The sequence below is a fragment of the Arthrobacter sp. ov118 genome, assembly GCF_900116495.1.
Lineage (GTDB): Bacteria > Actinomycetota > Actinomycetes > Actinomycetales > Micrococcaceae > Arthrobacter.
This window is the reverse complement of the sequence record NZ_FPAY01000004.1, coordinates 65,486-90,568: the sequence shown is the minus strand read 5'-3', so window position 1 is coordinate 90,568 and position 25,083 is coordinate 65,486. Positions and strand designations below refer to the sequence as shown.

The following is a 25,083-nucleotide window of genomic DNA, read 5'->3' as shown; positions in this document are numbered from 1 at the left end:
TCCGCGGCCTGCTCTGATCTTGGGAAGGTCTCCCTCGGCAACCCTTGGAAAGTAAGCAAACTTACCAATAGGCTGTTCCCAGGGGGACCTTCCTCCGTTGGAACGAGAACGAGGTGAGAGCATGTCGGATGCCCAAAGCATCAGCAAAGTCACGGACATCATCAACGATTCGCACATCGGAATGTTCACCACCATCAACGAAGAAGGCGCGCTCGTCAGCCGGCCGCTCGCCGTCCAAGAAGTCAAGGACGACGGCGACATGTGGTTCTTTACTTCGGCGAACAGCTCCCAGGTGGCCCACATCCGCGCCAACCCTGCGGTAAACGTCTCATTCGGCCAACGCACCGAATGGGTTTCCGTGGCCGGGACCGCCGAGGTCGTGACCGACCGGCAGCTGATCCACGACAAGTGGAACCAAGTGGTGGAGGCCTGGTTCCCGGACGGACCGGACACCCCGGAAGTGGTCCTGCTCCACGTCGACTCCGATTCCGCTGAATATTGGACCAGCCCGGGCGGCACGGCGGCCACCGTGCTGCAGTGGATCAAATCCAAGGTCACCCACAGCCGGATGAGCGTCGGCGAAAGCGGAACCGTCGAGCTGTAGCGCTCGGTCCAAGATCCCTAGTCGACGACTTTCAGGCCGGTGCCCCAGTTGAAGTTGGGATACGCCGGGTTGGCCTGCAGCGCCATGACCAGCAACTGGAAGCCCTCAAGTTCACGGGCATGGCGCAGTCCGCCCACCTGGAGCGGACGCAGCCCGGCCGCCGCGGCGAAGGCCGCGACCTCGTTGCGGGCCTCTTCGGAGTCCGAGGCGATGAAGACGTCCAGCATCATCCCGCCGGTGGTTCCGGAGGCGAGCGGGCCGGCGAACGTGGTGTTGAACGCTTTCACCACGCGCGCACCGGGCAACAGCGCGGCGATTTCCTCGGCGGCCGATGTCCCGGCGTCAACCACGAGCGAGTCGAAGGTTTCCGTGTTGACCGGGTTGCTGATCTCCACCACGGTCTTGCCGCTGAGCGTGTCGCCGAAATGCGTGGCCACTTCCTTGGCCGGGCCGAAGTAAAGCGCCAGGACCACGATGTCCCCCTCGGGAACCTCGCTCAGGCCGCCGGAGGTAGCGTTGCCGCCAAGATCGGCCGCAAGTTTGGCGGCGTTCTCCGGTGTCCGGTCCAGGACCTGGACGGAACGGCCGGCGGCGGTGGCGCGGGTGCCGATCGCCCGTGCCATGTTGCCGCTGCCGATGATCGTGATGTCAGCCATGATTGATCCTTCCAGGGTTGCCGGGACTGCCGGATCAGCAGTTCAGGGAATCAGTGGCTCGCGGGGCCGGGGCCGGGAAGACCTGCCGTGCCGACGCCTGCCGCGCGTTCGGCGGCAGCCAGGGCGTGTTCGAGGTGGTCCACTGCCGGGGCGTAGGCGGTGTCGGCGCAGGCCCGGTCCGTGCGGCCGCCGAGGCGTTCGGCCGCCCTGATGGCCCGGATCAGGGCCGCCGTTTCCGGTTGCCGGGGGTCGCTCATCGCTGGATAGTCAATCGAAAACCGCGGATCAAGTTCGTATCGTTGCCAGCGGGCAAGGGCGCTCCGATGCCGTGCAGCCGCCGCCTCGTTCAAAAGCAGCGTCTTCCGGCTGGCCCGGCGGGCTTCCTGCCGGCGGAGCAGCCGGGGAGCCGTCGCAAATGCCATCAGGCCGGTCCCGGCGGCCAGTATCCCGAGCGCCAGTCCGGCCCAAGGCCACGTAAACGAGGCAAGGACGACGGCGGGCACCACGACGGCGAGCCCGGCGAAAACGTCCCAGAACGGGCCGTCTGCGCCTTCTGAAAGCGCGTCGTCGGCTGCCAGATGCTTGCGGGCGAAGTAGGCCGAGGCGAAGGCGGCCCCGCCAACCAGGACGGCGAGGGCCAGGAACTGCGAAGCCGCGAGGGCACCTGATGGTGAGAGCGACGTCATTGCACACCTCCCCGGAACCGGCCCCCGGGCGGGTGCAGTTCCGCTAGTTCCATTGGAATCCCTGGCGGCGGGGCCGTCAATGCCCACCCTGCCCCTCCGGCAGCCAGGCAGCCCAGCAGGAAAAGCGGGCCGTGAAGGGCGCCGCCGTGGCCGCTTCCCGCAGGCTTTCCATGGCAATGCGCACGGTTCCTTCGCGGATTCTCCGGGCGTAGCCTAGGGACCATGCGATTGAAAATGTGCAGTATCCATGTCAAGGATCCGGCCTCCGCCCACGAGTTCTACACCGGCATCTTGGGCTTTGAGACCCTGATGGCCATGCCGGAACATAACCTCTTCATCGTCAAGGACCCGGACGGCGCCGGAGGCGCCGGACTGCTGCTGGAGCCCAGTGACAACCCAATCGGGTCGGCCTACATGAACGGCCTTCACGACGCCGGAATTCCAGCCATCGTGTTTGGCGTGCCCGACGTGCGCGCAGAATATGACCGGCTGGCGGCCAAGGGCGTCATGTTCCAGGCAGCGCCATCGGAGGGTCCCGCCGGGACCACAGTGGTGCTGGATGACGGCTGCGGGAACTTCGTGCAGCTGCACCAGGACTGACTGCAGAGCCGGGCCTAGCGGTTCACTTTGTCCTTGTCCGGATGCTCGTCGCCGATATGGCCGGGCGCGTTGGCGGCCAGGACGCGCTCCACGAAGGAACCGTACTCCTCCATGTAATGGCGCAGCAGCCCGGCCGTGACTTCGTCCTTGACCTCGCCGTCCTCGCCGTAGACCTCCGGGACGAATCGGATGTAAGCCTCTGGCGCATTGAGCTGCGGAGCGTCGAGGAAGCTCAGCACGCTGCGGAAGGAGGACTGCATCACTGCCGTGCCGATGCCGCCCGGGGAGGCGCCGATGATCCCGGTGGGCTTGCGGGCGAAGGAGTTGGTGCCCCAGGGCCTGGATCCCCAGTCGATGGCGTTCTTGAGCGCCCCCGGGATGGACCGGTTGTATTCGGGCGAAACGAACAAGATGCCGTCGGAAGCGGCGACGGCCTCTTTGAGGGCCTGCCCCTCGGGCGGAAACGCGGCATCGAAGTCCGGGCTGTACAGCGGCAGGTCCTTGATGGGGATTTCCGTGAATTCGAGCTCCGCTGGTGCAAGCCGGATCAGGGCCTTGGACAAGGTGCGGTTGATCGAGGTGCTTGAAAGGCTCCCGACGAAATATCCGATCTTGAGGACCATGGACTGATTCCTTCCCGATGCTCCGCCGGGCTGGTGGATGGGGAAATGCAGATGAGGAAAAGCGCGCGAAGCGGACCGGCGGTCCCGGCTCACTCGGCGAGCATAGCCCGAGTCCGGGGGATGAAAACAGGGGCGGAATTAACCGGCGCCGCTATTCGGCCTTGGCGCGGGCCTTCTTGGCGTCCTTCTTGGCCGCTTCGTCCTTGACTCTTTTGGCCTCGGTGCGGACGGCGGCGTGGGTGGCGCGCTCGGCAACCAGCCAGGCCGGGGGAGCCTGGAGCAGCGCGGTGATTTCCGCCGTCGTCAGTGCTTCCTCCACACCGCCGCGGGCCAGGCCGCTGATGGAGACGTTGAGCTTCTGCGCCACCACGGGCCGTGGGTGCGGGCCGTTGCGGCGCAGTTCTGCCAGCCACTCCGGCGGGTTGGCCTGAAGCTCGGCGAAATCAGCGCGCGAGATGGTCGAATCCTGAAACTCCTGGGGCGTTGCCGGCAGGTAGATGCCAAGCTTCTTGGCAACGGTGGCCGGTTTCATGGACTGGGAGTTTGCGGAGGTCATGGTTCAAGGGTATCCGGCCCGGGCGCCGCGGGGCACCATGCAAGCTTCCGGCGACGGGACTCCGGCAACGAAAGGAGACCGCCAGCGGTGGCGGTACTGTGAACGTGTGTCCGCCGCAGAAGAAACTCCCCACAATGCACCGTCCGAGCCCGGCGCCCGCGAGCTGCGCTTCGCGTACGTCGCGGGTGTGACGCCCGGAAAATGGATCCGGCGCTGGGAGGAACGGATGCCGGATGTGCCGCTGCACTCCTTTATGTCCGACGACGGCGCGCAGCTCGCCGTGCTCCGCGACGGTTCAGCGGACCTGAGCTTCGTCCGGCTTCCAGTGGAGCGCGAAGGCCTCAGCGTCATCCCGCTCTACGAGGAACAGCCGGTGGTGGTGGCACCCAAGGGGCACGAGATCTCATTGTTCGAGGAAGTGGACCTGGCGGATTTGTCCGCAGAGACCTTCCTCGACGTGCAGGACCTCGGCGGCCCGGCCATGGCCCTGCAGGTGGTGGCCTCCGGCGCCGGCCTGGTGATCCTGCCGATGTCGGTGGCCCGTCACTTCAACGTCAAGGACACCGTGGCCCGCAAACTAACGGGCGCGCCCGGCACCGAGATCGCCCTGGCTTGGCCCACCGACGCCACGGATGAGGTCATCGAGGAATTCATCGGAATTGTCCGTGGACGGACCGCGGCGAGCTCCCGCCAGCCCTCGGCCCGGCAGGAGAAGCCCAAACGCGAGCCCAAACCGGACCGTCGCGGGACCGGAACGGCCGCCAAGAAGCCCAAGGTGGCGCAGCGTTACGCGCCCAACCCGGACAAGGGCCGCGGCAAGGGATCCCGGAAAAAGGGCAAACGCTAAGGCACTGCCCGCTCCCGGCGAGAGTTACTTTGCGCAGGCCTCCTGAAGAGCCTTGATGGATTCGGCCGGAACCTGATTGCCGGAGTCTGCGATCTGGCGCAGCGGCGTGGTGATCTCGGCGGGAGCACCCGCGGTTTCCGCTCCGGCGGCAAGGCCGCCCAGCAGTTCCTTTTCCTTGACGCTGATCAGGCCGTCCTCCACGAGGGCGCAGGCCTGCTTCCTCACTTCACCGCCGGCCGCTGTAGCAACCTGGGATGCCCCGTTGTTGACGGCTTTTTCGGCAGCGTCCTGCACCTGGCCACAGCCGGTAAGGGCGATCAAGAAGGCGGCAGCGGCAAGGGCGGCGAGACGTCGTTTCATTCGTCAACCCTAACAAGCGCGGCTTGTGCCGATGGAGGGAAAAGGGGAAACGCTAGGCCGTAGCCGTGTGAGCACCGGCCCGCATAGGCTCGGTTAGTGGACATCGTCGAGTTCTTGACCGCACGCATTACAGAGGACGAAGCTGCCGCCCTGAAGCTGCTCGGCGACCCCACGCTGGCCGTGTCCGGTGAGTGGTACGAACGCCGCCTGCTCCGTGAGTGCGAGGCCAAACGCCAGCTCATCGGCATCATAGAATCCGCCCGCCAGTCCGTGCTGGCCGCCCTGGTCAGCCAGGAACCCGCCGACGCCGGATGGGTGCCGGACGTCATTGAATGGACCACGCTCTCCCTGCACACCCTGGCCCTGCCGTACGCGGACCACCCCGAATTCCAGGCCCGCTGGCGGATCGCCGGGTAGCGGCGCGGCCGCCTTCACCTGAAGCCGTCGCCGCCTACACCTACGACAGACTTCCCCCGGCCGAACAACAGGCACTTCCCGACGGCTATTGAGAATCGTAGAAATCCGGCGCTGGTTTCCGTCACCGAATGCCTCCGGCCTGTACATTTGTCCTCATCGCCATGCCGGCTGCGGCGGGGCCTGCATTTGGGGGAAAATTGAAGAACACTTTTGCGTGTCTCGGAGTAGCCGCGACGCTTTCGGCAGCATTGCTGGCATCCGCCTGCGTACCCGCTCAAGCGTCAGAGGGAAGAGTTGGCACGCTCAAGGCAATAACCGTCCAGGCGGAATTCGTCAGCCAGTACCCGTATGTGCGTGTCGCCGGCAGCCCGGCCGTCGGTCACGTCCTGCGCGCCGTGCTCGGCAACTGGGTCGCCGGCAACTGGGTCGACGGCCCCTGGGCCGCCGGCACCACAATGACCTACCAGTGGGCCCTCAACGGAGTTCCGATCGCGGGCGCCACCCGCGCCTCATACGTCCCGGTCACCTCTGACCTCAACAAGCGGCTCACCGTCAAAGCCATGGGCACGAAACCTGGCTCACTCTTTCAGTTCTACGTGTCGGACTCGACCAGCCGCGTCTACATTGCGTATATCAAGCCAACAGCTCCAGTCGCTATCTCCGGCTCCCTGACCACCGGATCAATGCTTTCTGCGAGCCAGGGCGCCTGGGACGTTCCCGGTGTCACGCTGTTCCGGCGTTGGATGCGCAACGGGATCGACATCCCCGGCTGGCAAGCTTTCCAGGACAAGTACCGGCTGACCGCCGAAGACCTCGGTGCAAAGATCAGTGTCCGGACCGTTGCCGGGAAGTACAAATACCGGAACAGCGTGCCTGTGGTCTCGGCCGAAACCGGGGTCATCACGAAGGGCCTGATTCTCTCCTTCAAGGCACCGGCGATCACCGGCACCGCCAAGGTCGGTCAGGTCCTGTCGACATCCGCGGGTACCTGGAACGTCCCCGGGCTCACCGTTAAGTATCAGTGGTACGCCGGCGGGGTGGCAGTCCTCGGAGCCACCAGCAAAACGTTCACTCCCGCACTGGCCCAGGCCGGCAAGACGCTGAAGGCGAAGGTGAGCGTCTCCAGGGGCGGCTACATTCCGGCTTTTGCCGTCTCCGCTGTCACCGCAGCCGTCGCCAGATAGCCGTTCGACGGCCGCGTTACGGCTCCACCACAGGCTCGCGCGGCTCGGGCCGTTGCTGCGGCCCGTCAGATCTTATTCATGCCCTGTGATCCTGGTCCCGTTCGTCGGTCCCATCCTCATCGTCGTCTTCATGGCGCTGGTTCCAAGCCGGAGGGCCAGCGGTTCGACAAGCCGACCTGGTAGGCGCGTAGGTCAAACGGCCACCGGGGCTGCACGCTCCGGTGGCCTTTCTCCGTCTTGACGCCGGCGGCTCAGTAAGAATCCAGCAGCCAGGCGGCTATTTGCTGGGCGACGTGTCCGGCGCCGGACATCAGGGGCGGTGCGCGGCCTTGAGCGCCGCCAGCCACGAGAAGCCGACAAATGTGACGCCGGAAACCTGCAGGAAATCTCCGCGGCCTACTCTGGTCACACCGCGGCGTCTGCGGTCCGCCAGCCGGCAGGTTCTCGAAGGGATTCCATCATGCACCTCTTGCCCCGTGAGCAAGAAAAGCTCATGATCGTGGTCGCGGCGGACCTCGCCCGCCGACGCCAGGCCCGCGGACTGAAGCTGAACTTCCCCGAGGCCGTCGCTGTCATCAGCTACGAACTGATCGAGGGCGCCCGGGACGGCTTGACCGTGGCGGAACTGATGAGTTTTGGAACCACCCTCCTGTGCCGCGACGATGTCATGGAGGGCGTGCCGGAAATGATCCACGACGTCCAGGTCGAGGCCACCTTCCCAGACGGCACCAAGCTCGTCACCGTTCACGACCCCATCCGCTAGGGGGCTTCCATGATTCCGGGAGAATACGTTCTCAGCGCCACGCCGCTGGTGATCAACGCCGGCCGTGAGGCGGTGGAGATCACCGTGACCAACACCGGCGACCGCCCCGTCCAGGTGGGTTCGCATTATCACTTTGCTGAAGCGAACCCGGCGCTACACTTTGACCGGCAGGCCGCCTATGGCCGGCGCCTGGACATTCCGGCCGGCACCGCCGCACGGTTCGAACCGGGGGATAGCAGGACCGTCCGACTGATCGAGCTTGCGGGCAACCGTGAAGTGTACGGGCTCAGCAACGCCGTCAACGGACCACTCGGCCAGACCGCACTCCAGGAGACCGGACCCCATGTTTCCGGACTCCACGTTTCCGCACGGAAAGGCGGTGCACTGTGAGTTTCGAGCTGTCCCGCAGGCAGTACGCGGACCTCTACGGCCCCACCACCGGCGACGCCATCCGCCTCGCCGACACCGACCTGTTCCTCGAGATCGAGAAGGACCTCACCGTGTACGGCGAGGAAGTGGTGTTCGGCGGCGGCAAGGTGATCCGCGACGGCATGGGCCAGAACGGCCAGGTGACCCGGGACGGGGACGGCGGTATTGGTTCCGGCGGCGGAGTCCCGGACACCGTGATCACCAACGTCGTGGTACTGGATTACACCGGCATCTACAAGGCCGACGTCGCCCTCCGGGACGGCCACATCTTCCGGATCGGCAAGGCCGGGAACCCGCAGATCACCGAGGGCGTGGACATCGTGATCGGAGCGAGCACGGAGATCATCGCCGGTGAGCGGAAGATCCTCACGGCCGGCGGCGTGGACTCCCACATCCATTTCATTTCCCCGGATCAGGTTTCCGCCGCCCTGTGCAGCGGGGTGACCACGATGGTGGGCGGCGGCACCGGCCCCGCCGAAGGCACCAAGGCCACCACCGTCACCCCCGGCAAATGGCACATCCAGCGGATGCTGCAGGCGGCCGAGGGGCTCCCGATCAACATCGGGCTGTTCGGCAAGGGGCACGCATCCGCCGTCGAGCCCCTGGCCGAACAGATTCGCGCGGGCGCAATCGGGCTCAAGGTCCACGAGGACTGGGGCTCCACCACCGCCTCGATCGACACTTCACTCCAGGTGGCGGACCGCTACGACGTCCAGGTCGCCATCCACACCGACACCCTGAACGAGTGCGGCTTCGTGGAGGACACCATCCGGGCCATCGGCGGCCGCGTGATCCACACGTTCCACACCGAAGGCGCCGGCGGCGGCCACGCCCCGGACATCATCAAGATCGCCGGGCTGCCCAACGTCCTGCCGGCATCCACGAACCCCACCCTGCCGTACACGCGCAACACGATCGAAGAGCACCTGGACATGCTCATGGTGTGCCACCACCTGAACCCGGACATCCCGGAGGATGTGGCATTTGCGGACTCCCGGATCCGGGCCGAGACCATCGCCGCCGAGGACGTCCTGCAGGATCTGGGCATCTTCGCCATCACATCTTCGGACTCCCAGGCCATGGGACGCGTGGGCGAAGTGATCATCCGCACCTGGCAGGTGGCGGACAAGATGAAGAAGCAGCGCGGCGTGCTCAAGGACCCTGATGGCGGCGGCCACGGCGCTACCTCCGGTCTGGGAGCCGAGAGCGACAACTTCCGGCTCAAGCGTTACGTGGCGAAATACACCATCAACCCGGCCATCGCGCAGGGGATGGCCGACTCGATCGGCTCGGTAGAGGTCGGAAAATTCGCCGACCTCGTGCTGTGGGATCCGGCGTTCTTCGGGGTGAAGCCTGAACTGGTGCTTAAGGGCGGCCAGATCGCCTACGCCGTCATGGGCGACGCCAATGCCTCCATACCCACCCCGCAACCGCGCACCATGCGGCCGATGTTCGCCGCCTACGGCAAGGCACTGCAGCAGTCCTCCATCACCTTCCTGTCCCAGGCCGCGATCGACGCCGGGGTCCCGGCGGAACTCGGACTGGAGAAAGTCATCCGGCCGGTGTCAGGCATCCGGACTCTTACGAAGGCGGACCTCAAGTACAACGGCGCCACCCCGCAGATCGAGGTGGACCCGGAAACGTACCAGGTGAGCGTCGACGGCGAGGACGTCACGTGCGAACCGTCCGACGTGCTGCCCATGGCCCAGCGCTACTTCCTTTTCTAGGCCTCCAGAGGAGACGATCATGATCATCGAAAAGGTCCTCGGCAACACGCACGACCTTCCTCCCGGACCGGACCCGTATAGCGGGCTCCACCGGGAAAAGGTGGTGCTGCCAAGTGCCCAGTTGGTTAAGCGGATCCAGCGCGTCACCACCGACCACGGCAACGAGCTGGGCATCCGCCTGCCCTCCGGCTCTTCGGACCTGCGCGACGGCGACATCCTGCACGTGGCCGAGACCAACATGATCGTGGTGTCGGTGCTGCCCACGGATGTCCTGGTGATCGCCCCGCGCTCCATCCACGAGATGGGCGTGGTGGCGCACTCGCTGGGCAACCGGCACCTGCAGGCCCAGTTCTTCGACGCCGCCTCGGAATATGGGGCCGAGGTCATGGTCTGCCAGTACGACCACACCGTGGAGGACTATCTCAAACACGTCGGAGCGCCCTACGACCGCCAGGAGCGCGTGATGCCCGTGCCCTTCCGCCATGCCGAACACAGCCACTAGCTTTTTCTTCCGCGGCTGGGGCGCCGCCCCGGATTTGGGGCCGTGCCCGCTCCGCGGTGCCCGCCACGCCGCGGCCCCAAAATCCGGGTCGGCGGCTTGTAACCTCGCCTTTCGGGGGCGGCTATGACTTACCAGTTGGCATTGCAGCAGCTGACGGATTCAGCCTTGCCTACCGGGGCTTTTGCTCACTCGCTTGGGTTTGAGACGTACATTGAGCGCGGGTTGGTTCGGGATGAGGAGTCGTTTGGCGTGTGGCTGGCGGCTTTTATTTCCCAGCAGCTGACCTACTCGGATGCTCTGGCCATCCGGTTCTTTTATGAGGGCGTTGCCGTTGGCGAGCTGGATCCGTTGCTGACCGCGCAGCTTTTGCCGCGGCAGGTGCGGGAGGCCAGCGTCAAGATGGGAAACCGGGTGCTGGAGATCGGGGCCGAGATTTTTCCGTCACCGGGGCTTGCCGAATACCGGGAGTTGGTGGCGACTGGGCGGGGCGCGGGGCATCAGCCGCTCGCATTCGCGGTTATCGCCCGTTCCCTGGGCGTTCCGCTGTCCGAGGCCCTCACTGCTTACCTGTTCGCCACGGTCACGTCGCTGACGCAGAACGCCGTCAGGGCGATTCCGCTGGGGCAGAACGCCGGCCAGCGGCTTCTGCGGAAGGCGGCCGACGACGTCGCTGCCGCGGCAGAGCGGGTCGGTCACCTCACGCCGGGCGACTTTGGGGCCGTCAGCCCCGGCCTCGAAATTGCGCAGATGCGGCACGAACGCCAGCGTGCCCGCATGTTCATGAGCTGACCACACCTAGCCGAGGAGCTGTACAGGAAATATGTCTGGAGAAGAATATGTCTGAACCCGTTAAGATCGGCATCGGCGGCCCGGTGGGTGCCGGCAAGACCCAGCTCGTGGAGCGCCTCACGCGCCACATGAGCCGGGAAATCTCCATGGCAGCCATCACCAACGACATCTACACCATCGAGGACGCCAAGATCCTCGCCGCCAACGGGATCCTGCCCCTGGACCGGATCATCGGCGTCGAAACCGGCGGCTGCCCGCATACTGCCATCCGTGAAGACACCTCCATGAACACCGCTGCCATCGAGGAGCTGAAGAAACGGCATCCGGACCTGCAGGTGATTTTCGTGGAATCCGGCGGCGACAATCTCTCGGCCACCTTCAGCCCCGAACTGGTGGACTTCTCCATCTACATCATCGACGTGGCCCAGGGCGAGAAAATCCCGCGCAAAGCCGGCCAGGGCATGATCAAGTCAGATCTCTTCATCATCAACAAGACCGACCTCGCCCCGCACGTCGGTGCGGACCTCTCCGTAATGGAAAGGGACTCCAAGGAATTTAGGGGCGAGAAACCCTTCTGCTTCACCAACCTCAAGACCGACGAGGGGCTGGAGCGCGTCATCGAATGGGTGCGGCGGGACGTCCTGATGCTCGACCTGGCCTCATGAGCACGGCGGCGGCTGCACCGACAGCAGTCCCCGGCTCCGCTACAGGTGTCGAGTCGCCGATGGGGGAGCTCCAACTCGTCGTCGCTGAGCGTGGGGGAAGGTCCGTGGCCACGCATCAGTTCCATCGGGGCGCTCTGCGGGTTTTGCGGCCGCACTACCTGGATGACTCCGGGCAGGTTTGTTATGTGCTCGTGAATCCTGGCGGGGCGTATTTGGGGGCTGACCTTTATGTGATTGACGTGGAGGTGGCGGATGGGGCGGCGTTGCTGCTGGCGACGCAGTCGGCCACCAAGATCTACCGGACGCCGGGCTCCTTTGCCGAGCAGCGGATGCGGCTGCGCGTGGGGGAGGGAGCGCGGCTGGAGTTCGCCCCGGACCAGGTGATCGCCTACCGGGAGGCCAACTACCGGCAGAACACCCACGTCACGGTGCATCCGACGTCGAGCCTGGTCATGGCCGAAATCATCACGCCGGGGTGGTCGCCGGACGGGGCCCCGTTCCGGTACGAGGAACTGCGGCTGCGGACCGAGGTCCGGGTCGAGTCCGGGGAAACGGGCGGACTGCTGGCCGTCGACAATTTGCTGATACGGCCGCCGCTGGACGATGTCACGGGCATGGCGTTCATGGAGGGCTTCAGTCATCTGGGGTCGCTGATCGTGGTGGACCCGCGGGTGGACCAGGCCCTCGCCGACGAGCTGCACGAAATCACAGCCGGGTACGCCGCCCAGACCGGCATTTCGCTCACCGAGGCTGTGATGGGCACGGCCGGGCTGGTGCTGCGGTCGCTCTCCAACAGCACGGAGGAACTCCAGCGCGTGGCCGGAGCCGCCACCGCCCTGCTGCGCAAGAGCTGGTTCGGCCAGGACCGGCTGGACCTGAGGAAATATTAATGGCCACGATCGAGCAGATGGCGGCGCTGCACCGGCTGTATCGCCGGCGCGCGCATCTGCCGTTTCGGACCCGGCTGGCGGTGACGTTTGGTGCGGTGGCCGCACTACACGCTGCCGCCGTCGTGCTCCTGCTGGTTGGTGCGGCCGGAGGCGGACAGCCCCTGGGGAACGGGCTGGTGCTCACGGCCTACCTGGCGGGGGTGAAACACAGCTACGACTGGGACCACCTTGCGGCGATCGACAACTCCACCCGGAAGTTCACGGCCGAGCACCGCGACCCGGTCAGCGTGGGCTTTGCCTTCAGCCTGGGCCACAGCTCGGTGGTGGTCCTTGCCGGGGTGCTCGTTGTGACGGGCGCTTCGCTGGTGGGCAGTTTCATGACGGAGGGGTCTCCGGGCAATGTCCTCCTCGGCCTGATCGGCAGCGGGGTGTCCGGGCTGTTCCTGCTGGCAATGGGTGCCTTCAACGGTACGGCTTTCCTGCGGACGCTCACGGCCTACCGCAAGGCGCGGAAGGGTGCCGCAATCTCCTCCGAGGACCTAGCAGCCAGGGGCTTCGTGGCCCGGCTGCTCACGCGTCCGCTGGCCCGGGTCCGGCATCCCCGGAACATCTACGTGATCGGGTTCCTCTTCGGGCTGGGCTTCGACACCGCCACCACCATCGGGCTGCTCGTCATGGCGACGGCGGCTTCGCTGGCCGGCGTTTCCCCCCTCGCCCTGCTCGCGCTGCCGCTGGCCTTTGCGGCGGCCATGACGCTGTGCGACACCACCAACGGGGTGGCCATGATGCGGATGTACCGCTCGGCCCTGGCTGACCCGCGGCGCAAACTCGGCTTCAATGCGGTCATTACGGGCATTTCGGCGGTGTCCGCCCTGGTCATTGCGGTCATCACCCTGGGCGGCACTTTCCATTGGGCGCTCGGCCTCCGGGATCCGCTTACCGTGTGGCTGGCGTCCGTCGAACTCGGCGACGCCGGGCTGCTGCTGATCGCTGTGTTGCTCACCATCTGGGCTGCCGCCTCCCTGCGGTGGCGACTTGGGATCTCGACCCGGAACGGTGACCACAAGCGGCCTTTGAGGGCCGAGAGGGGGCGTGACCGGCTCACAAACCCCCATTGAGGACTAAATGAAGCCGGATAGGGAAGGAAAATCAACTGTGCCCGTTCTGATCCAAGCCCTGGCCGAGACCGCCGTCGAAGCCCTCGTCAACTTCGACGGCGTGTCTCCCACCCGTAACCGGACCTTCCCCGTGGACCTGGTCCTCCGGGCCTCGTGCGGCTGCGCGCCCGTGCCGGCCGCGTCCGTCGCTGTGCCGGCCGCGTCCGTCGCTGTACCGATCCGCTGAGAGGCCCCCGCCCTGCGGAGTTTCCCCACCTTCAACGGCGCGACGCCGCCAAACGTCGGCGGTTCGGCGCAACACGCCGGTCAGAGCCTGCGAAGGTGGGGAACCCCGACGCCGTTGGCCCGCGGGCATAGGCGTTTGTAGTGCGCGTCAGTCTGCCCGTGCTGCTAGCGGGCCGCCGGCTGGTCCTCTGCCGCAGCTGCCGGCTCGCCGGCGATGATGGCGTCGACTTCAGCCCTTTCCTTGGCGCCCCACGTTTCGCGCGTGGTCAGAACACCGATCAGACCAATGACACCCACCAGGACGTACAGCGAGGCACCGCCGGCCCACCCGAAAACGGAAGCCAGGAGCACGGCCAGGAAGGGTGCGAATCCGGAGATGGAGGCGGCCACCTGGTAACCGATGGAGGCGCCGGACGTCCTGGTGTTGGTCCGGAACAGCTCCGCGAACCAGGCGCCCTGCGTGCCGGTAAACGTTGCGTGGATGATGCCGATGCCGATCACGAACGCGAGCACGATCAGGACCGGGTTGCCGGTGTTGCTGAGCAGGAACATCGGGAATCCGAAAACGATCACAGCGATGGTACCGGCGAGGTACAGCTTGCGGCGGCCGATGCGGTCGGTGAGCGCGCCGGCGAGCAGGGTGACGGGGATAGCGAGGAGGCTCGCGATCACGATGCCGGTCAGGCCCACGGACCGGTCAGCCGCGTTGTTCTGCGTGATGTAGGAGAGCAGGAAGGTGGCCGTGACGTAGTAGGCGCAGCTCTCCACGATGCGCAAGGAGATCACCCGCAGGATGTTGCGCCAATCGTTCCTGAAGACGGTGGCCAGGGGGTTCTTGACGATCGCGCCGGTGGCCTTGGTGTGTTCGAACTCGGGGGATTCTTCCAGCCGCATCCGCACCACAAGGCCGACGACGATCAGGACGGCGCTGGCGAGGAACGGCAGCCGCCAGGCCCAGTCCGTCTGCAGGGAAGCGGAGAGCAGGAAGGCGGCGTTGGCCAGGGTGATGCCCAGCGGGTTGCCGGCCTGAGGGATCGCAGCGAAGCGGCCCCGCTTCTTCCAGGGGGCGTGCTCGAACGTCATCATGACCGCGCCGCCCCATTCGGCCCCGAACGCCAGGCCCTGGATCATCCGGATGATGACGAGCAGGATGGGGGCAAGGATGCCGACCTGGCCGTAGGTGGGAAGGCAGCCGATCAGTACGGTGGCGATGCCCATGGTCAGCAGGGCGCCCACGAGCACGGGCTTTCTGCCGAACTTGTCGCCAAGGTAGCCGCCGACCGCTCCGCCGATGGGCCGCATCAGGAAGCCCACCGCCAACGTTGCGAAGGCCAACAGGGTTCCGACGACGGGGTCCGTATTGGGGAAAAAGACCTTGCCGAAGTACAGGGCCGCAGCCGTGCCGTAGGCGACGAAGTCATAGTTTTCCACGCAGGTGCCGGCGGCCGAAGCTATGGCCGTCTTGAACTTTCCGGGTGAACCTTGGGCGGCCTGGCGCGGCCGGTCCGTGATTTCTGCCGTCATGTTTGATATCTCCTTTGATATTGCTGGACAGCCTCGGGCGGGCATGCCGGAGGCCAGGTAAACGTCTGTCGTGCAGGACCGGCTGCGGTGCGGGAACGGCCGGGGTCAGATTTCGGCGGCCAGTTCCCTGGCGCCCTCGAGCTCCATTTCCCGAAGCTTCCGGACCCTTCGGATGGTGTCCTCGTCATTGTCGAACTTCGCGTCCAGGAAGGACTGGAGGACTTCCTTCGCTGTGGCCCTGCCGATGAGCCACGCACCCATGGCGATGACGTTCGCGTCGTCGTGCTCCACGCTCTGATGGGCGGAGTAGACGTCGTGTCCCAGGGCGCAGCGGATGCCCGGGATCTTGTTGGCCGCCATCACGGCGCCAACCCCGGTGCCGCAGACCAGCACGGCCCGCTCGGCCTCGCCGGAGCGGACGAGATCGCAGGTGGCCCTTGTGATGTCCGGGAAATCGACGGGGGCGTCGCTGGGCGCACCGCGGTCGATGACCTCATGGCCGAGATCTTCCAGGACTGATTGGACAAACGACTTCAGCGGGAAGCCGGCGTGATCGTTGCCGAGTGCGATTTTCATGGGTCTCCTTAATTCGGAACGGCTGAGCTGGGCGTTGCAGTGGACGGTGCCGGGGCTTTGGGCGCGGGGAGTTCCGGTGTTGAGGCTTTCGGCGCCGGGAGGTTGTTGGCCGGGGCCTCATCAACCGGGAGTTCATGTTGCCATGGAATCGATTCCATAGCACCGGTGCGTGTGACGGCGAGGGCCGAAGCGCGGGAGGCGCGGACCATTGCGGCTGGCAGGCCGCGCTTGCCGCCTGCCAGGGATGCCGCGAGGTAGCCCACGAAGGTGTCCCCGGCGCCGGTGGTGTCCGCAGCGGTTACTTTCGTGGCCGGCACGTGCACCAGCTCGCCGTCGAGGTCCGTAAAGGACCCTTCCGCGCCGGCGGTGCAGAGGATGGCCGCATCCAGGACAGGGGGGAGGGCCTTGACCAGTTCGCGGTAAGTGCCGGGTACGCCGGCGAGATCTGCCAGGGCCTGGATCTCCTGTTCGTTCACCACGAGGAGGTCGACGTCGTCGAGCAGCCCGTCGATCTGCCGGGGGGCGGGGGCGGCGTTGAGGATGACGAAAGCCCCGCGGCTCTTCGCCGTCCGCGCGGCTTGCCGGACGAGGGCCGTGGGGATCTCCAGCTGCAGGACCAGGACATCGCCGGGCCGCACGGCGGCGAGTCCCCCCTCGACGTCGGCGGCGGTGAGTGCGGAGTTCGCGCCCGGGCTGATGATGATCTGGTTTTCGCCCTGGTCGTCGACGGCGATGATCGCTGTTCCGGTCGCCGCGGTGCTGATGATCTGGACATGGCTCGCGTCGACGTGAGCCCTGGACAGGACCTCCAGAATCCGCCGTCCGTGGGCATCATCGCCGACGGCGCCGGTAAATGTCACCGCGGCGCCGGCCCGGGCCGCCGCTACGGCCTGGTTGCCGCCCTTGCCGCCGGGGCTGAACAATGCGTCCGATCCCCGCACGGTTTCGCCCGCCCGGGGCAGGGAGTGGACGCGGATATTCTGGTCGATATTGAGACTTCCGACCACAAAAACCGTGCTCATTGGACCTGCTCCTTCGGTGGTGTCGAACGGTGCCCCAAGAGGGGTCTGTCGGGCGGCAGTCGATGCTGTCACGGCTGCCCAAGGCTGGGGTCCGGAGTGCCCGAGGAGGCGCGGACAACCAGTTCGCTCGGCAGCACGACTGATTCGGGCTTGTGCCCGTCGATGACCTCGAGAAGGAGCCTGACCGCCGTCCGGCCCATCGCCTCCACATCGTTGGAGATAACCGTCAGCGGCGGATCAAGCAGGGAAAACCACTCGATGTCGTCGAACGCAATAAGGGCCATGTCGTGGCCGATGCGCAGCCCCTTCCGGTTCAGGGTGGCCAGCGCTCCCACGGCCATGGGGCTGTCGGCTGCCAGCAGCGCCGTCGGCGGCTGGGCGAGACCCAGGAGGTGGTGGGCGCCGGCGGAGCCACTGGCCGACTGGAAGTCCCCGATATAGGTCAGGGCAGGGTCGGTGCTGAGCCCGAACTCGCGGGCTGCGCGGGAGAACGACTTGAGCCGGTCCCGTCCGGTGGACGTGCTCTGCGGCCCGGCGATGTAGCCGACGCGCTCGTGGCCCTGCCGGGCGAGATGTTCCACGGCCTGGCGGATGCCGGAATCGCTGTCTGTCGTGACGCTTGGGACGTCGACGCCGTCGACCGTCCGGTCGACGAACACCGTCGGAATGTCCCGTTCCAGCAAGGCATGCAGGCTGGAGCTTCCTTCGCCCTGCGGTGCGGCGATCACGCCGTCCACGCGTTGCGAAATGAACGTATCCAGGTACCGGTCCTGCTGCGGGATGCTTTCGTTGGCGTTTCCCAGCAGGGTGACAAGCCCCTCCGCGAGGGCCGCCTGCTCGGCGGCATGGGCCAGATCGGCGAAGAACGGGTTGCGGACGTCGGAGAGGAGCAGCCCGATGACGTTGGTTCGGGTGGAGCGGAGCGCGCGTGCCTGGGCGTTGGGGTGGAAATCCAGTTCGGCGACGGCGGCGGCCACCTTCTGCCTGGACTCCGCGGAGGTTGCCGGGTTTCCGGACAGCACCCTGGACGCGGTGGCGGGGGAGACGCCGGCGAGTGCTGCGACATCCTTGATGGTGATGGATGGTCCCGTCATTTTCCCGCCTTTCGCCCTTGAACCGTTTCGCTTCCGACGTCGTGGAATCGTTTCCATGGAATCGGTTCCACAAGTATGTGGCGTGACTTACAAACTGTCAACAGGCGTGGCCGTCGAACGCCTTACGGCGGCCGCATCGTGCGGCTCAGGTTGGGCCACCTGCAATATCCGGCGGATCAGGCGGGCGCTGAAGTGCTCTTCCGGACTACCAGTTCGGGTTCTACCACGGTGCTGCCCGGGCCTTTCCCCTCCTTGATGGCGGTCAGCATAACGTCCATACAGCGGCGGCCCAGTTCCTTGAAGTCCTGGCGCACCGTGGTCAGTGGCGGGGTGAAGTAACCCGACTCGGGCTGGTCGTCGAAGCCCACGACGGAGACATCTTCGGGCACGCGGACGCCTGCTTCGTTGAAGGCGCGCAGGAGCCCCAGGGCCATCTGGTCATTGCCCACGAACAGCGCCGTGGCCGTGCGGTCCTCGGCCAGTTTCCTGCCGATCTGGTAGCCGCTGTCCGCGCTCCAATCACCCTCCACTAGGAGATCGGCGTCCAGGCCGGCCGACTGTAGGGCCGACCTCCAGCCCTTGGCCCGCGCGACGCCGTCGATCCAGTCCTGGGGTCCCGCGATGTGCCCGATCCGGCGGTGGCCCTTGTCGATCAGGTGCTGGACGGCGAGCTCCGTCCCACGGAACTGGTCCACCATGACGCCGCTCACGGCGTCGTTTCCCTGCGTCCCGACGGCCACGACGGGAATTCCGAGTGCCACTTCGGCGAGGGCGGCCAGGGTTTCCGAATGCGGCACGATCACCACGATGCCGTCCACGGACTGATCCAAAAAGTGCATGGTGGCGTCGAGGATCGCCTCCCGGCTCACCTCACGCAGGGCCGCAATGCTGACAAAGTAACCGGCGTCGCGCGCAGCCTGCTCGACGCCCAGCAAGGTGTTGGCCGGTCCATACTGGGACATCTCACTGCCCAGCACTCCGATCGTCTGGGACCGCCGGGTGACAAGGCTCCGCGCCGCGGTGTTGCGCCGGTAGCCCAGCTCGGCGATGGCCGCCTCTACCTTCCCCCGCGTGGAGGCGCTCACGTTGGGATGATTATTGACCACCCTGGACACAGTCTGGTGCGAGACTCCCGCGCGGTCCGCCACATCCTCAAGCCGTGGCAGGCGACGTTCATTCCTTTGTGTCATGTGGCTATTCTGCGTCATTCGCGCGGGCGGGCGGTCGAGGACCGGACAACGAGGACCGGATTTACGACTGATGCAGCGCTCGAACCTCCACCGCCCGGGTTGGATTCGCTGGCCATCTCGGAAAGGAGCATCTGCATGCAGCGGCCCCCAAGTTCCTTGAAGCCCTGATTGACGGTGGTTAGCGGTGGGACAAAGTAGGCTGCCTCGGGCTGGTCGTCATAGCCAACCACGCTGATATCCTCCGGAACGCGCAGCCCCGCTTCATCGAAGGCGCGCAGCGCTCCCAGGGCCATTTGGTCATTGGCCGCGAACAAGGCGGTGGCGGTACGCCCGACCGCCAGCTCGAGGCCGGCCCGGTACCCGCTTTCAGCGCTCCAGTCGCCCCTGATCAGTGACGTAGCCGGCAGTCCGGCCTCGACCAAGGTATGCCGCCACCCGTCGATGCGGGCGGCGGCATCGATCCAGTCCGGCGGACCGGAAACATGCGCGATCGCGGTGTGGCCAAGATCCACCAGGTGCTGCACGGCAAGGCTGGCGCCCATCCGCTGGTCCACCGCGGCGATGCTCAGCCCCTCATCAACACCGAACCCGACGGCTACCAGCGGAACGGCGATTCTGATGGTGCGAAGCGAACGGAACATCGCCTCGTGGGGCACGATGACCACGATCCCGTCCACTGACTGCAGCATGAAATGCTCGAGCGCATCCCGGATGGCGGCAGGAGTCACGTTGCTAAGGCTCGCCATGCTCACGGAATAGCCTTTGTGCCGCGCTGCCTGCTGGACTCCCAGCAGCACATTGGCAGGGCCATACTCGGACATGCCGCTGCCCAGGACCCCGATGGTCTGGGAGCGCCGCGTCACCAGGCTGCGGGCTGCCGTATTGCGGCGATAGCCCAAGTCGGCGATGGCCTTTTCGACCCGCTCGCGTGTCTGCACACTGACGTGGGGATGCTTGTTGAGGACCCGTGAAACCGTCTGGTGGGAGACGCCGGCGAGCCTCGCCACGTCCTCCATCACCGGCGGGCGCCTTGCAGTTGAGTCTGCTTGCATCCCTCTCCTTTCTCGCGCACGTCCCGTGCACCTCTCGTGCACGGTTAAGCGGCGAAAATGCGCCAGGACGCCTCGTGCGATGTGCCGGGTCCCAGCTCCACCACGTCCTGACCGCTGTTGAACGCGTCGGGCGGGCATGTCATGGGTTCCACGGCAAGCCCGAGCCGACTGGGTGCAGGCGGCAGCTTGTCGGCGGTGTGGATCTGGAGCCAGCGGCACTTCCGGTCCCAGGCCATTCCGACGCCGGTCCCGCCCGGGTCGCGGACGAGTACGCGGGCCTGCCCGTCGCCGTCGAAAGCAATGTCGGTAAACGCGTGGTCGATCTCGATGGCACCGATGGCGCGCCCGGCCCGGAAGTCGAACTGGTGGCCTGCCACGGAGCGCGTTCCCCTCGGCAACAGCCTGTCCGGGGTGACCTCCAGAAATGACGCGGCCGGGGCTTCGAGGATCCAGTTCTCGAGGGGCGCCGGCCCCGCCACCAGGTAGGGGTGCGGGCAGACCCCATACGGAGCCGTGGACCCGCCCACGTTGCTTGCGATGACGCTACAGCGCAGGCCCTTGTCGTCCAGGACGTACTGTGCCTGGAGCTCGAGCTCAAACGGGTAGCCGGCAGTGGGCCCCACGGTGCACGCCAGCGTCAGCGAGCCGCCGTCGTGCTCAGTCGGGGTCCAGTCGAGCGCAAAAGCCAGCCCGTGCAGAGACGTCTTCCGCTCGGGTTCGTTGATCTGCAGCCGGTGTATCTCGCCTTCGAAGCTGTAAGTGCCGTCGGCGATGCGGTTTGGCCAGGGCGCGGCGATGATGCCCCGGAAATCGGGAATCGGGCCGCCTTCCGGGAACGGGACGACCAGGTCCCGTCCCCGGTGAAGCAGTTGGCGCAGCGCCGCCCCCCGCGCGCTGATGAAGGCGACGTAGCCTCCTGCGCGAATTTCGTACTCGTTCACAGTCCGCCGGCGAGTTTGTAGTAAGCGGCGTTCCAGGCGAGTTCTTTCTTGAACGCCCTGATGGTGGTGCCGTCGTCGATGGTGAGGAGCTCCGTTTGCGCGATGTCGGCGAAGTCCTCGAAGACGTCCATGCCGACCTGGGTGCTCAGCACCGTGTGGTGCGCGGCTCCCGCGGTCAGCCAGGCCGCGGCCGACGTCGCGAAGTCCGGCTTCGGCGACCACAGGGCGCGGGCCACCGGCAGGTTGGGCAGCGGTTCGTCGAGGTCGACGACGTCGACGGCGTTCGCCACGAGGCGGAAGCGGTCGCGCATGTCGGACAGTGCCACCACGACGCCGGGGCCGGCGTCGGTATCAAAGACCAGCCGGACCGGGTCTTCCTTGCCGCCGATGCCGAGCGGGTGGATTTCCACGCGGGGTTTGGTGGCGGTCAGGGAGGGGCAGACCTCGAGCATGTGCGCGCCAAGAATCTTCTCCTGTCCCGGGACCAGGTGGTAGGTGTAGTCCTCCATGAGCGACGCGCCGCCGGGAAGGCCGGCGCCCATGACCTTGGCCGCGCGGACCAGGATGGCGGTCTTCCAGTCGCCCTCGGCGCCGAACCCGTAGCCGTCGGCCATCAGGCGCTGGACGGCCATGCCGGGCAGCTGGCGCAGCGCGCCGAGGTCCTCGAAGGAGGTGGTGAACGCGGCGGAACCGTTGGCTTCGAGGAAACTGCGCAGGCCAAGCTCGATCCGTGCACTGTAGCGCAGCGACTCGTGCCGGCCCCCGCCCGCTTGCAGCTCGGGGGCTACCTCATAAAGGCGCCCGTACTCGGCGACGAGGGCGTCGACGTCGGACTCTGCGGCGCCATGCACGGCGTCGGCGAGCTCGTTCACGGACCAGGTGTTCACGGACACGCCGAAGCGCAGTTCGGCCTCGGTCTTGTCGCCTTCGGTGACGGCGACGTTGCGCATGTTGTCCCCGAAGCGGGTGAGCTTGAGGGTCCGGACGGCGGCCCAGCCGGCGGAGGCGCGCTGCCAGGCACCCACCTGGCGGGTGACCTCCGGGTTGGAGACATGCCCCACCACGGTTTTGCGCGGGATGCCCAGCCGGGACTGGATATAGCCGAATTCGCGGTCGCCGTGGGCGGCCTGGTTCAGGTTCATGAAGTCGAAGTCGATGTCAGCCCACGGCAGTTCGACGTTGGCCTGGGTGTGCAGGTGCAGCAGCGGCTTGCGCAGCAGGTCCAGGCCCTGGATCCACATCTTGGCGGGGGAAAACGTGTGCATCCAGGCGGTCACGCCGATCACGGCGTCGTCGGAGTTCGCGTCGAGGGCGGTGCGGCGGATGGCGTCGGAGTCGGTGAGGACCGGCTTCCAGATGACCTTGACCGGGACGGCGGAGGACGCATTCAGCGCGTCCGCAATCTCCTGCGACTGCGCTGCCACCTGCTTGAGGACGTCCTCGCCGTAGAGGTGCTGGCTGCCGGTCAGGAACCAGACTTCGTACTGCTCAAGGGACGTGCTGTTGGCGGAGGTGCTGCTGGATTGAGGCATGGGTTTCTCCTGGAGATTCTGGGGAAAATTTCGTGGGGCCTAGCGGCCGTAGACGTTCTGGTAGCGGTCGTAGAGCGACTCGATCTGGCCCGGGTCGATGGGCAGCGGCTCACCGAGCTGGCGTGAGACGTGGACCGTCCGGGCCACTTCCTCGCACATCACGGCCGCCTTCACGGCCGAGCGGGCGTCTTTGCCGATGGTGAAAGGGCCGTGGTTCTGCATCAGAACGGCCGGGGAATTTGAGTTCCGGAGCGTCTCGACGATTCCCTTGCCGATGGAGTCGTCCCCGATCAGTGCGAACGGGCCTGCGGGGATGGGTCCGCCGAATTCGTCGCCCATCATGGTGAGCACGCACGGAATGTCTTCCCCGCGCGCGGCCCAGGCCGTGGCGTAGGTGGAGTGGGTGTGCACCACGCCGCCGACGTCGGGCATGTTCCGGTAGACGTAGGCGTGCGCGGCCGTGTCCGACGACGGCGTGAGGTCCGGGTTCTCCCAGCGGGCCGGGACGGCGTCGGCGCTGATGCTGCTGACCGGCGTGCCGTACAGGTCGGTGACCACCATGAGATCGGGGGTCAGGTCGTCATAGGACACCCCCGAGGGCTTGATGACCATGAGGTCGTGGCCGGGGATGCGGCCGGAGACGTTGCCGGCCGTCCAGACCACCAGCCCGTACCGGGTCAGCTCGGCATGCAGTTCGCAGACCTCGCGGCGGATACGGGCAATGGATTCGAGCAGCGTGCTCATGCGGAAACTCCTTCCAGGGCGGCGGTGCGTGCCTCCTGTGCGGAGCGCTGGATTGCTTTGAGTCGGTGCATCACGTCGTTGCTGCCCCGGCCGAAGTAGTCGTGCAGTGCCCGGTATTCCTGGAAGAGCGCCTCATACGCGGTCACGTTGTCCGGGATCGGGGTATACACCTCGCCGGGGGCGGCGCCCATGAGTTCGGCGGCAGCACGGATGTCCGGGTAAGTGCCGGCAGCCACGGCGGCGTGGATGGCCGAACCCAGGGCGGGACCCTGCGCGGAGCCGATAGTGGAGAGCTGCAGCCCGGTGACGTCGGCGTAGATCTGCATCAGCAGCCTGTTCTTCAGAAGCCCCCCGGCGACAATGAATTCCGTCACCGGCACACCGGCGTTCCGGAAGGCGTCAACGATGGTGCGGGTGCCGAAAGCCGTGGCCTCAAGGAGTGCCCGGTAGGTGTCCTCGGGCTTGGTCGCCAGGGTCTGGCCTACGACGATTCCGGACAATTCATGGTCCACCAGCACCGACCGGTTGCCCGAGTGCCAGTCCAGGGCAAGAAGCCCGTGTTCGCCGATGACCTGGGCGGAGGCCAGCTCGGTGAGGTATTCGTGGATGCCTTGCCCGGCCGCGGCGGCGGCCTGGTGGTAGGCGGGCGGCACGCCGTTCTTGGTGAACCAGCCGAAAATGTCGCCGACTCCGCTCTGCCCGGCCTCATAGCCCCAGAGCCCGTCGACGATTCCGCCGTCCACCACACCGCACATTCCGGGGACTTCGTGCAGTTCGGCGCCGTTCAGAACGTGGCAGGTGGAGGTGCCCATGATGGCCACGAGCTGGCCAGGATCCACGGCCTTTGCCGCGGGGGCGGTGACGTGGGCGTCGACGTTGCCCACGGCGACGGCGATGCCCTCCGGAAGCCCGGTCCAGGCGGCCGCTTCGGCGGTCAGGTGGCCGGCGGCGTTGCCGAGCCGGCCGATGGTGTGCTCCAGCTTGCTGCCGACGAAATCCTCGAAGTCCGGGTTGAGGGCGGCGAGGAAGTCCCCGGACGGGTAGCGGCCGTCCTGGTAGATGCCCTTGTAGCCGGCTGTGCAGGCGTTGCGGACGTAGTTTCCGCACAGCTGCCAGACGATCCAGTCGGCCGCCTCCACCCAGTGGTCCATGGCCGCGTAGGCTTCCGGGTCTTCCTCGAGCAACTGCAGGCCCTTGGCGAACTCCCATTCCGAGGAGATGAGCCCGCCGTAGCGCGGCAGCCAGCTTTCGCCGCGTTCCGCGGCCAGGGCGTTGATGCGGTCCGCCTGCGGCTGCGCGGCGTGGTGGCGCCAGAGTTTCACGTATGCGTGCGGGCGGTCCGCGAAGCCGGGTACCTCGTTCAGCGGAGTCCCGTCAGCCTTGACCGGCACCATGGTGCAGGCCGTGAAGTCGGTGCCAATGCCGACGACGGCGGCGGGGTCGATCCCCGCGTCGGCGATTGCTGCCGGGACAGCATGCCGGAGCACCTCCCGGTAGTCGTCGGGCACCTGAAGCGCCCAATCCCCGGGAAGGCGGGCGGCTGTTCCGTCTGCGACACCCGCCCCGTCAGCAGGAAGAACGTCTGTCACGACGGCGTGCGGGTACTCGAAGACTCCGCTGCCCACTTCCTTGCCGTCACGGACCCGAACCACCACGGCCCGCCCGGAAAGCGTGCCGTAGTCCACACCAATGACGTAGCGCTCAGTGCTGGTGTCGAAGCCGAGGGCATGGTTTGTATCTGCCATGAAACTGCCTCCATCCGGGAGG

The 25,083-nt window shown here is 66.4% G+C and carries 29 protein-coding genes; 14 read left to right on the top strand and 15 right to left on the bottom strand.

All coding sequences use genetic code 11. The annotated features are described in order from the left end of the window. The first annotated feature begins 121 nt into the window (after nt 1–121). Nucleotides 122–604, top strand: a complete 483-nt coding sequence (locus BM372_RS10090; protein ID WP_090954766.1) for a pyridoxamine 5'-phosphate oxidase family protein — start codon at nt 122–124, stop codon at nt 602–604. Nucleotides 605–621: 17 nt separating this feature from the next. On the opposite strand, the gene BM372_RS10085 is transcribed toward BM372_RS10090, so the two are convergent. Together BM372_RS10085 and BM372_RS10080 are read right to left on the bottom strand one after the other, a co-directional pair. Next, nucleotides 622–1,260, bottom strand: coding sequence for an NADPH-dependent F420 reductase (locus BM372_RS10085; protein WP_090954765.1), 639 nt, complete (start codon nt 1,258–1,260; stop codon nt 622–624). A gap of 50 nt (nt 1,261–1,310) precedes the next feature. Next, on the bottom strand, nt 1,311–1,946 hold the full coding sequence (locus tag BM372_RS10080; RefSeq protein WP_090954764.1) for a hypothetical protein: 636 nt from the start codon (nt 1,944–1,946) through the stop codon (nt 1,311–1,313). Nucleotides 1,947–2,168: 222 nt separating this feature from the next. Here BM372_RS10080 and BM372_RS10075 point away from each other — a divergent pair, with 222 nt between their 5' ends. Continuing rightward, nucleotides 2,169–2,546 carry a VOC family protein gene (locus BM372_RS10075; protein WP_090954762.1) on the top strand — a complete coding sequence of 126 codons (378 nt, stop codon included), beginning with the start codon at nt 2,169–2,171 and terminating at the stop codon, nt 2,544–2,546. 14 nt (nt 2,547–2,560) lie between these two features. Here BM372_RS10075 and BM372_RS10070 read toward each other — a convergent pair whose 3' ends face one another. Then, nucleotides 2,561–3,169: an NADPH-dependent FMN reductase gene (locus BM372_RS10070; RefSeq protein ID WP_090954760.1), complete on the bottom strand. Its 609-nt coding sequence runs from the start codon at nt 3,167–3,169 to the stop codon at nt 2,561–2,563. A gap of 151 nt (nt 3,170–3,320) precedes the next feature. After that, complete coding sequence (locus tag BM372_RS10065) at nt 3,321–3,725, bottom strand: DUF5997 family protein (protein ID WP_090954758.1); 405 nt, start codon at nt 3,723–3,725, stop codon at nt 3,321–3,323. A 106-nt stretch (nt 3,726–3,831) separates the two neighbouring features. Between BM372_RS10065 and BM372_RS10060 the strand changes: the two genes are divergently transcribed. Next, complete coding sequence (locus tag BM372_RS10060) at nt 3,832–4,572, top strand: LysR family substrate-binding domain-containing protein (protein ID WP_090954757.1); 741 nt, start codon at nt 3,832–3,834, stop codon at nt 4,570–4,572. Between the two features lie 24 nt (nt 4,573–4,596). Here BM372_RS10060 and BM372_RS10055 read toward each other — a convergent pair whose 3' ends face one another. Then, complete coding sequence (locus BM372_RS10055; protein ID WP_090954754.1) at nt 4,597–4,932, bottom strand: hypothetical protein; 336 nt, start codon at nt 4,930–4,932, stop codon at nt 4,597–4,599. Between the two features lie 96 nt (nt 4,933–5,028). Between BM372_RS10055 and BM372_RS10050 the strand changes: the two genes are divergently transcribed. From BM372_RS10050 to BM372_RS10000, 11 genes are all read left to right on the top strand, one after another. Next, nucleotides 5,029–5,349, top strand: coding sequence for a DUF6221 family protein (locus tag BM372_RS10050; protein WP_090954752.1), 321 nt, complete (start codon nt 5,029–5,031; stop codon nt 5,347–5,349). Nucleotides 5,350–5,699: 350 nt separating this feature from the next. Next, a complete protein-coding gene (locus BM372_RS10045; RefSeq protein WP_090954750.1) occupies nt 5,700–6,533 on the top strand; it encodes a hypothetical protein in 834 nt (277 codons plus the stop codon). Nucleotides 6,534–6,993: 460 nt separating this feature from the next. After that, nucleotides 6,994–7,296, top strand: coding sequence for an urease subunit gamma (locus BM372_RS10040; protein WP_090954748.1), 303 nt, complete (start codon nt 6,994–6,996; stop codon nt 7,294–7,296). A gap of 9 nt (nt 7,297–7,305) precedes the next feature. After that, entirely contained in the window at nt 7,306–7,686 is a 381-nt protein-coding gene (locus BM372_RS10035; protein ID WP_090954746.1) for an urease subunit beta, read from the top strand. After that, nucleotides 7,683–9,452 carry an urease subunit alpha gene (ureC, locus tag BM372_RS10030; RefSeq protein ID WP_090954745.1) on the top strand — a complete coding sequence of 590 codons (1,770 nt, stop codon included), beginning with the start codon at nt 7,683–7,685 and terminating at the stop codon, nt 9,450–9,452. Before BM372_RS10035 ends, ureC begins: the two co-directional genes overlap by 4 nt. A 19-nt stretch (nt 9,453–9,471) precedes the next feature. Further along, entirely contained in the window at nt 9,472–9,954 is a 483-nt protein-coding gene (ureE, locus tag BM372_RS10025) for an urease accessory protein UreE (protein ID WP_090954744.1), read from the top strand. A gap of 123 nt (nt 9,955–10,077) precedes the next feature. Then, nucleotides 10,078–10,743 carry an urease accessory protein UreF gene (locus tag BM372_RS10020; protein ID WP_090954742.1) on the top strand — a complete coding sequence of 222 codons (666 nt, stop codon included), beginning with the start codon at nt 10,078–10,080 and terminating at the stop codon, nt 10,741–10,743. A gap of 47 nt (nt 10,744–10,790) precedes the next feature. Further along, nucleotides 10,791–11,408 (top strand): urease accessory protein UreG, encoded by a 618-nt coding sequence (ureG, locus tag BM372_RS10015; protein ID WP_090954740.1) that lies wholly within the window; start codon nt 10,791–10,793, stop codon nt 11,406–11,408. Continuing rightward, nucleotides 11,405–12,298 carry an urease accessory protein UreD gene (locus BM372_RS10010; RefSeq protein WP_090954738.1) on the top strand — a complete coding sequence of 298 codons (894 nt, stop codon included), beginning with the start codon at nt 11,405–11,407 and terminating at the stop codon, nt 12,296–12,298. The genes ureG and BM372_RS10010 overlap by 4 nt, the downstream gene beginning before the upstream one ends. Continuing rightward, nucleotides 12,298–13,416, top strand: coding sequence for a HoxN/HupN/NixA family nickel/cobalt transporter (locus tag BM372_RS10005; RefSeq protein WP_256214171.1), 1,119 nt, complete (start codon nt 12,298–12,300; stop codon nt 13,414–13,416). The genes BM372_RS10010 and BM372_RS10005 overlap by 1 nt, the downstream gene beginning before the upstream one ends. Before the next feature lie 37 nt (nt 13,417–13,453). Then, nucleotides 13,454–13,642, top strand: coding sequence for a hypothetical protein (locus tag BM372_RS10000; protein ID WP_177235956.1), 189 nt, complete (start codon nt 13,454–13,456; stop codon nt 13,640–13,642). 164 nt (nt 13,643–13,806) lie between these two features. On the opposite strand, the gene BM372_RS09995 is transcribed toward BM372_RS10000, so the two are convergent. The 10 genes from BM372_RS09995 to araB all read right to left on the bottom strand — a co-directional run bounded on the left by BM372_RS09995 (nt 13,807) and on the right by araB (nt 25,061). Further along, nucleotides 13,807–15,165: an MFS transporter gene (locus BM372_RS09995; RefSeq protein ID WP_090954736.1), complete on the bottom strand. Its 1,359-nt coding sequence runs from the start codon at nt 15,163–15,165 to the stop codon at nt 13,807–13,809. Nucleotides 15,166–15,270: 105 nt separating this feature from the next. Then, nucleotides 15,271–15,741, bottom strand: a complete 471-nt coding sequence (locus BM372_RS09990) for an RpiB/LacA/LacB family sugar-phosphate isomerase (RefSeq protein WP_090954734.1) — start codon at nt 15,739–15,741, stop codon at nt 15,271–15,273. Between the two features lie 8 nt (nt 15,742–15,749). Further along, complete coding sequence (locus BM372_RS09985; RefSeq protein WP_090954732.1) at nt 15,750–16,763, bottom strand: ribokinase; 1,014 nt, start codon at nt 16,761–16,763, stop codon at nt 15,750–15,752. 68 nt (nt 16,764–16,831) lie between these two features. Further along, entirely contained in the window at nt 16,832–17,857 is a 1,026-nt protein-coding gene (locus BM372_RS09980; protein ID WP_090954730.1) for a LacI family DNA-binding transcriptional regulator, read from the bottom strand. A gap of 176 nt (nt 17,858–18,033) precedes the next feature. Next, nucleotides 18,034–19,047, bottom strand: coding sequence for a LacI family DNA-binding transcriptional regulator (locus BM372_RS09975; protein ID WP_090954728.1), 1,014 nt, complete (start codon nt 19,045–19,047; stop codon nt 18,034–18,036). 14 nt (nt 19,048–19,061) lie between these two features. Further along, complete coding sequence (locus tag BM372_RS09970) at nt 19,062–20,099, bottom strand: LacI family DNA-binding transcriptional regulator (RefSeq protein ID WP_090954726.1); 1,038 nt, start codon at nt 20,097–20,099, stop codon at nt 19,062–19,064. Nucleotides 20,100–20,143: 44 nt separating this feature from the next. Then, entirely contained in the window at nt 20,144–21,040 is an 897-nt protein-coding gene (locus BM372_RS09965) for an aldose 1-epimerase family protein (protein WP_090954724.1), read from the bottom strand. Then, nucleotides 21,037–22,572, bottom strand: coding sequence for an L-arabinose isomerase (gene araA / locus BM372_RS09960; protein ID WP_090954722.1), 1,536 nt, complete (start codon nt 22,570–22,572; stop codon nt 21,037–21,039). Before araA ends, BM372_RS09965 begins: the two co-directional genes overlap by 4 nt. Before the next feature lie 39 nt (nt 22,573–22,611). Then, complete coding sequence (locus tag BM372_RS09955) at nt 22,612–23,316, bottom strand: L-ribulose-5-phosphate 4-epimerase (RefSeq protein WP_090954719.1); 705 nt, start codon at nt 23,314–23,316, stop codon at nt 22,612–22,614. After that, complete coding sequence (gene araB, locus BM372_RS09950; RefSeq protein WP_090954717.1) at nt 23,313–25,061, bottom strand: ribulokinase; 1,749 nt, start codon at nt 25,059–25,061, stop codon at nt 23,313–23,315. Before araB ends, BM372_RS09955 begins: the two co-directional genes overlap by 4 nt. Nucleotides 25,062–25,083 lie beyond the last annotated feature (22 nt).

Excerpts from the sequence above, each read along its gene's own strand:
- BM372_RS10070 (WP_090954760.1), bottom strand. The coding sequence starts at position 3,169 with ATGGTCCTCAAGATCGGATATTTCGTCGGGAGCCTTTCAAGCACCTCG.
- araB (WP_090954717.1), bottom strand. The coding sequence starts at position 25,061 with ATGGCAGATACAAACCATGCCCTCGGCTTCGACACCAGCACTGAGCGC.
- BM372_RS09975 (WP_090954728.1), bottom strand. The coding sequence starts at position 19,047 with ATGACACAAAGGAATGAACGTCGCCTGCCACGGCTTGAGGATGTGGCG.
- BM372_RS10040 (WP_090954748.1), top strand. The coding sequence starts at position 6,994 with ATGCACCTCTTGCCCCGTGAGCAAGAAAAGCTCATGATCGTGGTCGCG.
- araA (WP_090954722.1), bottom strand. The coding sequence starts at position 22,572 with ATGCCTCAATCCAGCAGCACCTCCGCCAACAGCACGTCCCTTGAGCAG.
- BM372_RS09995 (WP_090954736.1), bottom strand. The coding sequence starts at position 15,165 with ATGACGGCAGAAATCACGGACCGGCCGCGCCAGGCCGCCCAAGGTTCA.
- BM372_RS10080 (WP_090954764.1), bottom strand. The coding sequence starts at position 1,946 with ATGACGTCGCTCTCACCATCAGGTGCCCTCGCGGCTTCGCAGTTCCTG.
- ureE (WP_090954744.1), top strand. The coding sequence starts at position 9,472 with ATGATCATCGAAAAGGTCCTCGGCAACACGCACGACCTTCCTCCCGGA.
- ureG (WP_090954740.1), top strand. The coding sequence starts at position 10,791 with ATGTCTGAACCCGTTAAGATCGGCATCGGCGGCCCGGTGGGTGCCGGC.
- BM372_RS09970 (WP_090954726.1), bottom strand. The coding sequence starts at position 20,099 with ATGCAAGCAGACTCAACTGCAAGGCGCCCGCCGGTGATGGAGGACGTG.
- BM372_RS10075 (WP_090954762.1), top strand. The coding sequence starts at position 2,169 with ATGCGATTGAAAATGTGCAGTATCCATGTCAAGGATCCGGCCTCCGCC.
- BM372_RS10035 (WP_090954746.1), top strand. The coding sequence starts at position 7,306 with ATGATTCCGGGAGAATACGTTCTCAGCGCCACGCCGCTGGTGATCAAC.
- BM372_RS10005 (WP_256214171.1), top strand. The coding sequence starts at position 12,298 with ATGGCCACGATCGAGCAGATGGCGGCGCTGCACCGGCTGTATCGCCGG.
- BM372_RS10020 (WP_090954742.1), top strand. The coding sequence starts at position 10,078 with ATGACTTACCAGTTGGCATTGCAGCAGCTGACGGATTCAGCCTTGCCT.
- BM372_RS10065 (WP_090954758.1), bottom strand. The coding sequence starts at position 3,725 with ATGACCTCCGCAAACTCCCAGTCCATGAAACCGGCCACCGTTGCCAAG.
- BM372_RS09980 (WP_090954730.1), bottom strand. The coding sequence starts at position 17,857 with ATGACGGGACCATCCATCACCATCAAGGATGTCGCAGCACTCGCCGGC.
- BM372_RS09955 (WP_090954719.1), bottom strand. The coding sequence starts at position 23,316 with ATGAGCACGCTGCTCGAATCCATTGCCCGTATCCGCCGCGAGGTCTGC.
- BM372_RS09990 (WP_090954734.1), bottom strand. The coding sequence starts at position 15,741 with ATGAAAATCGCACTCGGCAACGATCACGCCGGCTTCCCGCTGAAGTCG.
- BM372_RS10085 (WP_090954765.1), bottom strand. The coding sequence starts at position 1,260 with ATGGCTGACATCACGATCATCGGCAGCGGCAACATGGCACGGGCGATC.
- BM372_RS10055 (WP_090954754.1), bottom strand. The coding sequence starts at position 4,932 with ATGAAACGACGTCTCGCCGCCCTTGCCGCTGCCGCCTTCTTGATCGCC.
- BM372_RS09985 (WP_090954732.1), bottom strand. The coding sequence starts at position 16,763 with ATGAGCACGGTTTTTGTGGTCGGAAGTCTCAATATCGACCAGAATATC.
- BM372_RS10090 (WP_090954766.1), top strand. The coding sequence starts at position 122 with ATGTCGGATGCCCAAAGCATCAGCAAAGTCACGGACATCATCAACGAT.
- BM372_RS10010 (WP_090954738.1), top strand. The coding sequence starts at position 11,405 with ATGAGCACGGCGGCGGCTGCACCGACAGCAGTCCCCGGCTCCGCTACA.